This window comes from Massilia sp. BGA-UO-ETr-WB1 (assembly GCF_059567845.1).
In genome coordinates this window covers 443,318-455,060 of record NZ_JCAQOT010000024.1, presented here as the reverse complement: position 1 = coordinate 455,060, position 11,743 = coordinate 443,318, and the positions used below count along the sequence as shown (strand labels likewise).

The following is an 11,743-nucleotide window of genomic DNA, read 5'->3' as shown; positions in this document are numbered from 1 at the left end:
CCACACAGTTTCATGCCGCACAGTTTCAGTCGAGAATTAACAGTTGGAAACTCAACGCGAACCGTGTACTAGAATACAATATCTGTTGCAATTTTCATAGCGATATTTCCTCATCATAGCACCCGTTCCACAATTCCAACAGGAATCTAATAAGAATCCAGCAGGAAACAAATAACGCCTACAGGTACAAAAAGCGCGCCGCCAGCGCCAGCGCCACGATGGCCAGGATGGCGACGCGGCTGCCGCTGTCGCGCACCGCGTAGACCACCGGATCGTCGTGCATTTCGCCGCGCGAGGTCTTGATCCAGAGCCGGCCCAGCCAGTAAATCATGCCGAAGGCGGCCAGCCACAGCAGGTCCGGCGTGTGGTAGCGCGCCTGGGTTTCCGGCGCGCTGATGAACAGGCCCAGCACCACCACCGCGCTCAGCGCCGCGCCCACGCCCAGCGGCCACAGCACCACCAGGTCGTTGACGCGGTAGTCGCGCCCGCGGGTGGCGGTGCGCCCTTCCTGCTGCAGCAGCACCAGCTCGGAGCAGCGCTTGATGAGCGCCAGGCTGAGGAAGACGAACACGGAAAAGGCCAGCAGCCAGGAGCTGGCCGTGATGCCGGTGGCCACCGCGCCGGCGTGGATGCGCAGGGTATACAGCAGCGACAGCATCAGCACGTCGATCAGCATGTATTCCTTGAGCACCCAGGTGTATGAACTGGTGAGCAGCAGATACAGCAGCAGCACCAGCAGGAAACCCGGCGACACCAGCGCGGCCAGCAGCAGCGCCACGGCCAGCGCGCCGCCGGCCACCACCAGGCCCTGCAGGATGGGCAGCTGGGCGCTGGCGAAGGGCCGCATCTTTTTGCGCGGATGGGCGCGGTCCGCTTCCAAATCCCACAAATCGTTGACCACGTAGGTGGCCGAGGCCGCCAGCGAGAAGGCCACGAAGGCCAGCGCCAGGTGGCCCAGCTTGGCCAGGTCGAGGAAGGAGAAGGCGGCGAACAGCGGCACGAACAGCAGCAGGTTCTTCAGCCACTGGTGGGCGCGCAGCGCGCGCAGCCACACTTTCAGCGAGCGGCTGTGGCCGTTGAACTCGCGCTCCACCGGCACCGTGCCGCCGCGCACGATGCCGCTGGTGCGGGCGCTGGCGCCGACCAGGATGGCGCCGCGCGCGCCCTGCCACACCGGCAGGTCGGCCCGGCTGTCGCCGGCGTAGACGAAGTCGGCGCCCACTTCGCGCTGTATCATGCTGAGCTTGGCGGCCCCTTTCAGGTTGTCGCCGGCGCCGGTGGCCAGCACCTGGTCGAACAGGCCGAGGTGGCCGGCCACCTCGTCGGCGATGCTGCTGTGGGCGGCGGTGGCCAGCACGATGCGGCGCCCGCGCGCCTTTTCCGCGCGCAGGTAGTCCAGCAGCGGCTGGTGGTAGGGCAGGCTGTTGGCCGTGATGCCGCAGCGCTCGGCGATGGCGCGCTTGAAGCCGGCGCGCCCGGACAGCAGCCAGAACGGCATGCGCAGCAGCGACGCCGGCGAGCGCCGGATCAGCCTGATCCCGGATTCGACCAGGGTGTCGGTCGGCGTCAGCGTGCCATCCAGGTCCACCACCAGCGGGTGGTTCCCATGTTCCAGCGGGCGGTTTGCATGTTCCATCGGGATTTCCCTGCGCGTATCGTAATTTGTCATTATATTAAAGGAATGGCCGCCGCTCCTACTGCCCGTTGTGACTATTTAACAAAACGCAAAGCGGGCGTTTTGTGTTCTAATACACAACATCAGTTAATCCAATTGCATTATTTTGCCTCTTATTTTGCTTCATAACACTATGTCACCGGCCAAGCAGCCGCCCGCCAGGGGCGCGGCATGAGTGCGCTCGCGCGCGGCGCCGGCCTGATGATGGCGCTGCGCCTGGTCGAGCGCGGCATCGGCCTGGCCAGCACCCTGATCCTGGCGCGCATCCTGACGCCGGGCGACTTCGGCCTGGTGGCCATGGCCATGTCGGTGCTGACCCTGATCGAGCTGATGGGCGCGTTCGGCTTCGACGTCGCGCTGATCCAGCGCCAGGACGCCCAGCGCCACCATTTCGACACGGCCTGGACCTACAACCTGCTGTTCAGCGCCAGCGTGGCCCTGCTGCTGCTGGTGTGCGCGCCGTTCGCCGCCGAGTTCTACCGCGAACCGAAGCTGCAGCTGGTGCTGTCGGTGCTGGCCATCGGCGCGCTGGTGCAGGGCGCCGAGAACATCGGCACCGTCACGTTCCGCAAGCAGATGAATTTCGGCCAGGAATTCCGCTTCCTGCTGTCGAAAAAGCTGATCTCGTTCACGGTGACCATGGTGCTGGCGTTTACATTGCGCAACTACTGGGCGCTGGTGGGCGGCATCATCGTCGGCAAGGTGTGCGCCGTGCTGCTCAGCTACAAGGTGCACCCGTTCCGGCCGCGCTTCTCGCTGGCGGCCAGCCGCGACCTGTTCCATTTTTCCAAGTGGCTGCTGGTGTCCAACCTGATTGTATTTCTCCAGAACAAGTCCGACAGCTTCATCCTGGGCCGCACCGTGGGCGCGCACGACCTCGGCCTGTACAACGTGGCCAGCGAGATCGCCGTGCTGCCGTCGACCGAGCTGATCGCGCCGATCAACCGCGCCGCCTTCCCGGCCTACTCGGCCAACTCGGCCAACCTGGACGCGCTGCGCGCCAAGTTCCTGTCGGTGTTCGGCTTTATCGGCCTGCTGGCCTTCCCCATGTCGGTCGGCCTGGCCTGCGTGGCCGGCCCGGCCGTGGCCGTGCTGCTGGGACCGCAATGGGCGGCCGCCGTGCCGCTGCTGCAGCTGTTTACGGTGTGCGGCCTGACCAGCGCCATCCAGTCCAACCTGATCATGGTGATCGTGGCGCTGGGCAAGCCCAAGGCCAACACCATGCTGTCGGGCGCCATGCTGGTGCTGTACCTGCCGGCGCTGGCCTACGCCAGCCTGCAGTACGGCGCGCTGGGCGCGGCCTGGGTGCACCTGGTGATGTCCTGCGTGGTGCTGGTGCCGCTGCACATCGTGTTCCTGCGGATGACCGGGCTGGGCGCGGCGCGCTACTTCGGCGCGCTGTGGCGCCCGCTGGCCGGCGCCGCCGTGATGGGCGCTGTGGTGCTGCTGCTACAGCGGCAGCTGGCCGGCGCCGCCCAGCCGTGGCCGGCGCTGGCGCAGCTGGCCGTTTGCATCTGTGCCGGCGCCATCAGCTATGTTACGATGGTCTTGACGCTTTGGCATGCTGCGGGACGCCCGGCCGCCAGCGCGGAAGCCACCATGCTGGCCAGCGTGGCTGGCCGCTTCCAGTCAGCGTAACCAGTCTGCATAACCCGTCAGCTTAATCGAACCCCACGCGCCCCATGCCCGACCACTTCCAACACTCGCACGCCCTGGTAGAGACCGAACAGATCGGCGCCGGCACCCGCATCTGGGCCTTCGCCCACGTGCTGCCCGGGGCCGTCATCGGCGCCGACTGCAATATCTGCGACCACGTCTTCATTGAAAACAAGGTGCGCATCGGCGACCGCGTCACCATCAAGTGCGGCGTGCAGCTGTGGGACGGGCTGACGGTGGAGGACGACGTGTTCATCGGCCCCAACGCCACCTTCACCAACGACCGCTACCCGCGCAGCCGGCAGTACGCCGACGAATGGCCGGCCACCGTGATCCACCAGGGCGCCTCGATCGGCGCCAACGCCACCATCCTGCCCGGCCTGAGCATCGGCCGCAACGCCATGGTGGGCGCCGGCGCCGTGGTCACGCGCGACGTGCCGCCCAACGCCATCGTGGTGGGCAACCCGGCCCGCATCACCGGCTACGCCAGCACCTCGCCGCAGGCGGACGCCCAGCCGGCGCCGTCGCGCACCGCACCGCTGCCGGCCGCAGCGCAGGCGTCGCTGCCGCGCGCGCTCAACGTGGCGGGCGCGAAACTGCACGCCATGCCGCTGGTGGAAGACTTGCGCGGCGCGCTGGTGTACGGCGAAATCGACCAGCACCTGCCCTTCCCGCCCAAGCGCTATTTCGTCGTGTTCGACGTCCCCAGCCGCGAAGTGCGGGGCGAGCACGCCCACCTGGAGCTGCATGAATTCCTGGTCTGCCTGCGCGGTTCGTGCTCGGTGGCGCTGGACGACGGCACCTCGCGCGACGAAGTGGTGCTGGACACGCCCACCATCGGCCTGCACGTGCCGCCGCGCCTGTGGCGCGTGCACTACAAGTACAGCCCGGACGCCATCCTGCTGGTGCTGTGCTCGGACGTCTACCAGGGCAGCGACTACGTGCGCGACTACGACCAGTTCCTGGCGCTGGCGCGCGGCGCCGCGCCGGCCGCCTGACCCCCTTCTCCTTTACCGCCACCCACGATACGCCATGATTCCTTTCCTCGACCTGAGCGCGATGCACGCCGAACTGCGTCCACAGCTGGATGACGCCTACCGCCGCGTGCTGGACTCCAGCAACTTCATCCTCGGTCCCGAGACCGCCGCCTTCGAGCGCGAGTTCGCCGACTACTGCGGCGCGCGCCACTGCATCGGCGTGGGCAACGGCCTGGATGCGCTGTTCCTCACGCTCAAGGCCTGGGGCGTCGGTCCCGGCGACGAAGTGATCGTGCCGTCCAACACCTTCATCGCCACCTGGCTGGCGGTGTCCTACACCGGCGCCACGCCGGTGCCGGTGGAGCCGGACCCGCGCACCATGAATATCGACCCGGCCCTGATCGAGGCGGCCGTCACGCCGCGCACGCGCGCCATCATGCCGGTGCACCTGTACGGCCAGCCGGCCGACATGGACCCCATCATGGAACTGGCGGCGCGCCTCGGCCTGAAGGTGCTGGAGGACGCGGCGCAGGCGCACGGCGCGCGCTACAAGGGCCGCCGCACCGGCACCCTGGGCCACGCGGCCGGCTTCAGCTTCTACCCCGGCAAGAACCTGGGCGCGCTGGGCGACGGCGGCGCCATCGTCACCAACGACGACGCGCTGGCCGAGCAGCTGCGCACGCTGCGCAACTACGGCTCCAAGGTCAAGTACTACAACGAAGTGCAGGGCCACAACTCGCGCCTGGATGAACTGCAGGCGGCGCTGCTGCGCACCAAGCTGCCGCTGCTGGACGGCTGGAACGTGCGCCGCCGCGCGCTGGCCGCGCAGTACAGCGCCAGCCTGGAAGGCAGCGGCCTGGCGCCGCAGCACGTGCCGGAGTGGGCCGAGCCGGTGTGGCATCTGTATGTGGTGCGCAGCGCCCGGCGCCAGCAGCTGCAGGAAGGCCTGGCCGCGCGCGGCATCCAGACCATCATCCACTACCCGGTGCCGCCCCATCTGCAGCCGGCCTACGCCGAACTGAATCTGGCGCAGGGCCGTTTCCCGGTTTCGGAAGCCATCCACGCCGAGGTACTGAGCTTGCCGTTCTGGCCGCAAATGCAGGACAGCCAGCAAGCCGAAGTTGCGGCAGCGTGCCGCCAGCTGTGCGCCGGCGCGGGCGCGGACGAAAAAGCGGCATGACCACGCAATCCGCCAGGCCGGCCGTCACCGTCATCGCGCTGTGCTACAACCACGCGCGCTTTCTGCACGCCTGCCTGGACAGCATCCGCGCCCAGACCTGCCAGGACTTCGAGCTGATCGTCACCGACGACTGCTCGCGCGACGACTCGGCCGACCTGATCGCCGCCTGGCTGGCCGAGCACCGGCCGGACGCGCGCTTTACCCGCCACACGAAAAACGCCGGCATCTGCGCCACGCTGAACGAGGCCATCGCCGGCGCGCGCGGCGAATTCATCAGCATGATCGCCACCGACGACATGTGGGCGCCCGACAAGATCGAGCGCCAGCTGGCCGCCATGCGCGCCCAGCCCGCCGGCGTGGCGGTGCTGTACTCGGACGCCTGGCAAATGGACGAGGAAGGCAAGCCGCTGCCGCTGCGCTTCATCGAGCAGCACCGGCCCAATTTCCAGCCGCCGTCCGGCAAGGTGTTTTCCGCGCTGGCCGACGGCAACTTCATCCCCGCCATGGCCACCCTGATACGGCGCCAGGCGCTGGCCGACGCCGGCTACTACGACGAGCGGCTGACGTACGAGGACTACGACATGTGGCTGCGCCTGGCCGCCGCCCACGACTTCGCCTACGAGCCGGGGCCGGTGGCGCACTACCGCATCGTGTCCACCTCCATCGTGCGCACCACCTTCGTGCGCCCGTCCGCCGCGCACTGCTACACGCTGTTCCTGATCCACGACCGCTGGCTGAGCGCCGGCGCGCTCAACGCCGCGCAGCGCGCGCGCTGGGGCGAGGCGCTGTGGTCGGCCGCCTACCAGCTGTATGTGCACGGCGACAGCCGCGCGCGCGCCTGCCTGTGGTCGGCCGCGCGCCACACCCGCAAGCCGCGCGCCGCGCTGCTGGCACTGGCCAGCACGCTCGGCATCCGGCGCGACGGCGCCAAGCGCCTGCTGGCGGCGCTGGGCATGGCAGGCAAATGAGCGCGGCATGAAGATCGGTTTCATCCTGCTGTCCAATTCAGCCCGCCCCATCCCCAGCACGCGGGTGGCGGCGCTGAACATGTTCCCGCTGCTGCGCGCGGCCGGCTGCCAGCCGCACATCGTGTTCGAGCCGGCCACCGCCACCGAAACGCCCAACCTGGACGGGCTGCTGCCGTCCATCGCGGCGGGCGGCTACGACCTGGTCGTGTTCCAGAAAGTGCAGGGACCGAGCGCGGTGGCGCTGGCGCGCCAGTTGGGCGAAGCCGGCATCCGCACCGTGTACTGCGTATGCGACCTGGTCGACGCGCCCATGGCGGCGGCCACCGACGCCACCGTGACCGTCACCGAATTCCTGAAGAGCCTGTATCCGGCCGCGCTGCAGCACAAGATCCACGTGGTGCACGACGGCATCGAGCGGCCCGACGTGCACAAGGGCGACTGGGGCCATCGCCGCGCCACCCCGGCGCACCCGCTGCGCGCGGTGCTGGTCACGTCCGCCCAGCTGGACCGCCTGCCCGTGATCGCCGAGCCGCCGCCGTGGCTGCGCGTGACCATCGTGGGCCGCTACCGCCCGCCCGGCCAGCCCGTGCAGCGCCTGCGCGAAGCCAAGTGGCAGCTGGCGCGCGCCGCCGAGCAGGGGCGCGGCTGGACCTACCTGCGCTTCCTGGCCAACCGCCGCATCCGCTGCGTGGCCTGGCACCCCAGCGGCGTGTACGAGCAGATGCGGCAAGCCGACATCGGCATCATCCCGGTGGACACCGGGCACGGCGCCGGCGCCGGCCAGGCCGCGCCCAGCTGGCAGGTGAAATCGGAGAACCGGCTGAGCATGAAGATGTGCGTGGGCCTGCCCGTCATCGCCACGCCCATCCCCTCCTACGAGCCGCTGATACGGCAAGGCGAAAACGGCTTCCTGGCCTCCAGCGAAGAGGACTGGATGCGCTGCCTGGATGCGCTGCGCGAACCGGCGCTGCGCGCCGCCGTGGGCCGCGCCGCCCGCGCTTCGGTGCAGCAGCGCTATTCGATGGAGGAACAGGCCCGCCTGTTGTTGGGCGTACTAAGCGGCCTCTTGCATTGACTAGCTGAAAGCAGGCAACGCATGAAGCCAGTCCCCAAAAATCAACGCGCAGATATTCAAGCGCTACGCGGACTGGCAGTATTGATGGTGGTGCTGTACCACACCCACATAGGCGGCCTGACCGCGGGCTATCTCGGCGTTGACATCTTTTTCGTCATCTCGGGCTACCTGATCACAACGCTGGTGGCGCGCGCCATCATGAACAATCAATTCAGCCTGGTTGACTTTTATTTCCGCCGCGCGAAGCGCCTGCTGCCGGCGGCCTACACCACGCTGCTCGCAACGGCATTGCTGGCGCCATGGTTCCTGAATCGGCAGGAATTGCAGGACCTGAGCCGCCAGGTACTGGGCGCACTGACCTTCACGGGCAATATCGTCTTGTGGCAGCAAAGCGGCTATTTCGAGGGCGCCAGCGACCTGAAGCCTTTGTTGCACGTCTGGTCGCTGGCAGTGGAAGAGCAATACTACTTCGTGCTGCCCGCCTTGTTGCTGTGGATACGGCCGAAGCGCTGGATGGCGGGGCTGGCGCTGCTCCTGCTGGGCAGCCTGGTGCTGTGCCTGCTAGGGACACATTTCAAACCCGTCGCCACGTTCTATCTGTTGCCGACGCGGGCATGGGAAATGCTCATAGGTTCGCTGGGCGCGCTGTGGGTACTGGCGCCGCTGTCCGACGCGCAGCGCCAGCCTGCGGCGCGCGCCTTGCGCTGGCTGCTGGCGCCAGCTCTGCTGTGTTTGTTTGTCCTCCCCGTGTTCCCATTCGGCGGCAGCCATCCGGGCCTGAATGCGGTCGTGGTGTGTTGCGCCACCCTGGTCGTCATCCTGCGCGACAGCCACGCGGTAGGCAATGCCGCTCCCACGAAGGCGCTGGCAAAGCTTGGCGACATGTCGTATTCGCTGTACCTGGTGCATTGGCCCATCGTCGCATTCATCAGGAACGCATGGGTGGGCAGCGCCCCGGACGTGCCGGCCGCAGCGAGCTGGCTCGCGCTGGGCCTGTCCATGCTGCTGGCCTGGCTGCTGTATCGCCATGTCGAAGAACCGCTGCGCCATTACCCATTCGTGCCGTCGAAAAAATTCGTGGCAGGCACGGTCAGCGCCTCGGCTACCCTGGCGCTGATCTCACCGCTGGCGTTGCAGTCCAGGCCAGCGCTGGATTTCGAAACCGTGCGCCGCCCGAACATCGGCCTGGCCGCGACCTGCGAATACGACGGGGCTTTCGAACCCAGGAAACAATGCCGGACCGGGGATGCTCCCACCATGCTGGTCTGGGGCGACTCCTACGCCATGCATCTTGTGCCCGGCCTGGCGGAGAACTGGGAGCCGCAAGGTATTGCGCAAGCCACCAAGAGCCAGTGCGGCCCGCTGATGGGAATAGCCCCGCGCATGCTGGCGTCGCAGGGGCATTCCAATACGGAAGATCATGCCTGGAGCATAGGCTGCATCCGTTTTAATCGGGACGTGCTGGCCTACTTGCGCGATACGAAATCCATACACACGGTGGTGCTCTCAAGTCCACTGAGCCAGTACCTGGATGCCCGCCATCGCGCGCACCTGATACAAGACGGAGAAGACTATCGGACCGTTCCCACGCAGCCTGCTGCAGCATATGCCGGTCTGCGCCGTACCATCGACGCGGTTCATCAACTCGGCAAACGTGTCGTGCTGGTGGCGCCGCCGCCTTCCGCCGACTTCAACGTTGGCAACTGCCTTGAACGCGAGCTGAGCGGCGCCTTTTCGTTCGGTGGAATGCCAGGCTGCGCTGTCAGCGTCGCCGAATACCACGCGCGCAGGGCGCCGGTACTGGCGCTGCTGAAACGCATGCAGCAGGAAGGCATACCCGTGATCAGCTTTGATGGCTGGCTATGCAATGGCGCTTCGTGCCGCACCATGGTCGATGGCACCATGCTCTACCGCGATAGCGGCCACTTCTCCGTTGACGGGTCCCGCCTTATTGCCCAGCGTGTGCAATTGGCCAGTCAGATCCGGGAAATAGCGCGCTGATTGCGAACAGATGCCGGCGGGCAGATCCGCCGCTCTTCCGTTGTGATATAGTCAACTATCAATGCCACGCGAGGGAATGCCATGAGCGAAGCGCTGCAGTTTCCTGTGTCCTACGCCTGTCCGGTGCACAAGACCGCCCTCACCAGCTGGCGCTGCGAGCAATGCGGCCGCGACTATCCCACCGTGCACGGCATTCCTGTCCTGCTTCACCACAGCAACAGCGTCTTCAGCGAAACCGACTATCTGCCCCAGGATGGCTACGGCGGCTACGACGGCGCCAGCGGTTATTCCGGCACGCTGGACCGCAGCACCGGCCTGCGCCGCCTCTACCATCGCGCGATGATGCGGCTGATGGATGCCGAACCGCCCCGGCGCGATTTCGGCGTGGCCGACGCGCTGGCGGCCATCCTGGCCGAACAGCCGCAGGCGTGCATTCTCGTCATCGGCGCGGGCGAACGCATGCTGGCTGGCAACGTGGTCTACACCGACGTGGCGTTCGGCAAGCACGTCAGCTGCATCGCCGACGCGCACGACCTGCCCTTCGAGGCGCATAGCTTCGACGCCTGCGTGGCCTGCGCCGTGCTGGAACACGTGCTCGACCCCTATCGCTGCGTGGAGGAAATACGCCGCGTGCTCAAGCCGGGCGGCTACGTGTATGCCGAGACACCGTTCATGCAGCCGGTGCACATGCGCGAATATGATTTCACCCGTTTTACCCACTTGGGCCACCGCAGGCTGTTCCGCCATTTCGCGGAGCTGCGCAGCGGCACCACGGCCGGCACCGGCACCAGCGCCGGGCAGATCATGCGCTACGCGCTGGCGGCGCTGTCGGACCGCCCGCGCACGCGGCGCTGGCTCAAGCTGGCCGGCCTGCTCGGCACCTATCCGCTGCGCTGGCTGGACTACCTGGTGCATGCCAACGAAAGCGATTATGACGCCGCTTCCGGCTTCTATTTCTTCGGCCGCCTGCAGGGCGAGCCACTGCCCGACCGCGAACTGCTGCGCGGCTTCCGGGGCTCGCGCTGCTGAAGCGGCTGACGAGGGACTGCTAAGCGGCGGCAGCCGGCGGCGCCAGCCCCCAGTGCGACTTGCCGCGCCGCCTGATCCATTTCCGGCAAGGCTCTTCAATGCAGTGGTATCCGAACGCCGACAGGGCCATCAGCACGGCGAACGCCGCCAGCAGCAGCATGCGGTTGTCCGCCAGCAGCGGCAGGTGGCCGACGATGGCCGCGTGCTGCGATTTCAGCACCAGCAGGAGCACGATCTGGAAGGAATAGAAGGAGTAGCTGATGTGGCCGCACCATACCAGCAGCCGGCTGCCGAGCAGTTTCGCCAGCACGCCGCCCTGCGTCACCGCGTAGATCGTCAAGGCTATCACCGGCAGCACGATCCAGTTGTGCGTGATCCACCCCGGCAGCCTGTTGCCCGCCAGGCCGAGATAAACGACCAGCAGCGCCAGCGCCGGGATGTGCAGCAGCAACGCCAGGCGCGGCGACAGCAAACCGCGGCGCAGTATTTCAAGGGTGCAGACGCCCATGACAAATTCCGGCAGGCGGTAGATCGGCAGGCTGTAGAACACCACCTGGTCGCCGCCCAGCAGGACCAGCACCATGCCCGGCAACAATGCCAGTCCGTATGCAGCCAGCGCCAGGCGGCGCAGTCCCGCATCGCCCAGCACCACCACCCTGGCCAGGATGAAGGGCAGCAGCAGATAGCAAAATACTTCCACTGAAATCGACCAGCTGCCGCCGTTGTTCCACATGTGAAACATCTGCGGGAACCAGGCCTGGATCACCAGCAATTCAGCCAGCACCAGCATGGCGGCAGTGATCACATGACGCAAGGTTCCGTAGGCGGATTCCGCATTGAAGTCGACGCCCATCCAGGGCACCGTCAGCAGCGCGACCACGAGGTACACCGGGTAGATCCGCGCAAACCTGTTGACGATGTAATCCTTGAAACTGTCCTTGCCGCTGTGATAGCGCTTGGCCAGCACAAAGCCCGACAGGATGAAAAACAAGCTCATGCCGATCGCGCCCTGGCCGAGCAGGTTGGTTAGGAATGCCGACTCCGGCGCCAGCGGCCAGCGCAACTGGATATGAAAAATGAACACATAAAGGGCCGCGATAAAACGCAGCCCTGTCAGCGGAAAAATTTCGTCGGTGTCGGCAGACACGCCATTAGTTGTGAACATACTCGGCAAGGAGTGAG

General features: G+C 66.6%; 9 protein-coding genes. 7 read left to right on the top strand and 2 right to left on the bottom strand.

Features of this window, described 5'->3' with window-relative positions; all coding sequences use genetic code 11:
• Positions 1 to 178: 178 nt before the first annotated feature.
• Positions 179 to 1,636, bottom strand: a complete 1,458-nt coding sequence (locus AC56DV_RS15235) for a UbiA family prenyltransferase (protein WP_496315117.1) — start codon at positions 1,634 to 1,636, stop codon at positions 179 to 181.
• A gap of 210 nt (positions 1,637 to 1,846) precedes the next feature.
• Here AC56DV_RS15235 and AC56DV_RS15230 point away from each other — a divergent pair, with 210 nt between their 5' ends.
• From AC56DV_RS15230 to AC56DV_RS15200, 7 genes are all read left to right on the top strand, one after another.
• Entirely contained in the window at positions 1,847 to 3,313 is a 1,467-nt protein-coding gene (locus AC56DV_RS15230; RefSeq protein ID WP_496315116.1) for a lipopolysaccharide biosynthesis protein, read from the top strand.
• A 44-nt stretch (positions 3,314 to 3,357) separates the two neighbouring features.
• Positions 3,358 to 4,329, top strand: a complete 972-nt coding sequence (locus AC56DV_RS15225; protein WP_496315115.1) for a WxcM-like domain-containing protein — start codon at positions 3,358 to 3,360, stop codon at positions 4,327 to 4,329.
• A gap of 34 nt (positions 4,330 to 4,363) precedes the next feature.
• On the top strand, positions 4,364 to 5,488 hold the full coding sequence (locus AC56DV_RS15220; protein WP_496315114.1) for a DegT/DnrJ/EryC1/StrS family aminotransferase: 1,125 nt from the start codon (positions 4,364 to 4,366) through the stop codon (positions 5,486 to 5,488).
• Positions 5,485 to 6,456, top strand: coding sequence for a glycosyltransferase family 2 protein (locus AC56DV_RS15215; protein WP_496315113.1), 972 nt, complete (start codon positions 5,485 to 5,487; stop codon positions 6,454 to 6,456). Before AC56DV_RS15220 ends, AC56DV_RS15215 begins: the two co-directional genes overlap by 4 nt.
• A 7-nt stretch (positions 6,457 to 6,463) precedes the next feature.
• Positions 6,464 to 7,531, top strand: a complete 1,068-nt coding sequence (locus AC56DV_RS15210; RefSeq protein WP_496315112.1) for a glycosyltransferase family protein — start codon at positions 6,464 to 6,466, stop codon at positions 7,529 to 7,531.
• Between the two features lie 21 nt (positions 7,532 to 7,552).
• Positions 7,553 to 9,532 carry an acyltransferase family protein gene (locus AC56DV_RS15205; protein ID WP_496315111.1) on the top strand — a complete coding sequence of 660 codons (1,980 nt, stop codon included), beginning with the start codon at positions 7,553 to 7,555 and terminating at the stop codon, positions 9,530 to 9,532.
• A gap of 81 nt (positions 9,533 to 9,613) precedes the next feature.
• Positions 9,614 to 10,561, top strand: coding sequence for a methyltransferase domain-containing protein (locus AC56DV_RS15200; RefSeq protein WP_496315110.1), 948 nt, complete (start codon positions 9,614 to 9,616; stop codon positions 10,559 to 10,561).
• A gap of 19 nt (positions 10,562 to 10,580) precedes the next feature.
• Here the strand turns inward: AC56DV_RS15200 and AC56DV_RS15195 are convergent, their stop codons facing one another.
• Positions 10,581 to 11,726, bottom strand: a complete 1,146-nt coding sequence (locus tag AC56DV_RS15195) for an acyltransferase family protein (protein ID WP_496315109.1) — start codon at positions 11,724 to 11,726, stop codon at positions 10,581 to 10,583.
• Positions 11,727 to 11,743: the final 17 nt, after the last annotated feature.

Excerpts from the sequence above, each read along its gene's own strand:
- AC56DV_RS15225 (WP_496315115.1), top strand. The coding sequence starts at position 3,358 with ATGCCCGACCACTTCCAACACTCGCACGCCCTGGTAGAGACCGAACAG.
- AC56DV_RS15230 (WP_496315116.1), top strand. The coding sequence starts at position 1,847 with ATGAGTGCGCTCGCGCGCGGCGCCGGCCTGATGATGGCGCTGCGCCTG.
- AC56DV_RS15195 (WP_496315109.1), bottom strand. The coding sequence starts at position 11,726 with ATGTTCACAACTAATGGCGTGTCTGCCGACACCGACGAAATTTTTCCG.
- AC56DV_RS15220 (WP_496315114.1), top strand. The coding sequence starts at position 4,364 with ATGATTCCTTTCCTCGACCTGAGCGCGATGCACGCCGAACTGCGTCCA.
- AC56DV_RS15205 (WP_496315111.1), top strand. The coding sequence starts at position 7,553 with ATGAAGCCAGTCCCCAAAAATCAACGCGCAGATATTCAAGCGCTACGC.
- AC56DV_RS15215 (WP_496315113.1), top strand. The coding sequence starts at position 5,485 with ATGACCACGCAATCCGCCAGGCCGGCCGTCACCGTCATCGCGCTGTGC.
- AC56DV_RS15235 (WP_496315117.1), bottom strand. The coding sequence starts at position 1,636 with ATGGAACATGCAAACCGCCCGCTGGAACATGGGAACCACCCGCTGGTG.
- AC56DV_RS15200 (WP_496315110.1), top strand. The coding sequence starts at position 9,614 with ATGAGCGAAGCGCTGCAGTTTCCTGTGTCCTACGCCTGTCCGGTGCAC.
- AC56DV_RS15210 (WP_496315112.1), top strand. The coding sequence starts at position 6,464 with ATGAAGATCGGTTTCATCCTGCTGTCCAATTCAGCCCGCCCCATCCCC.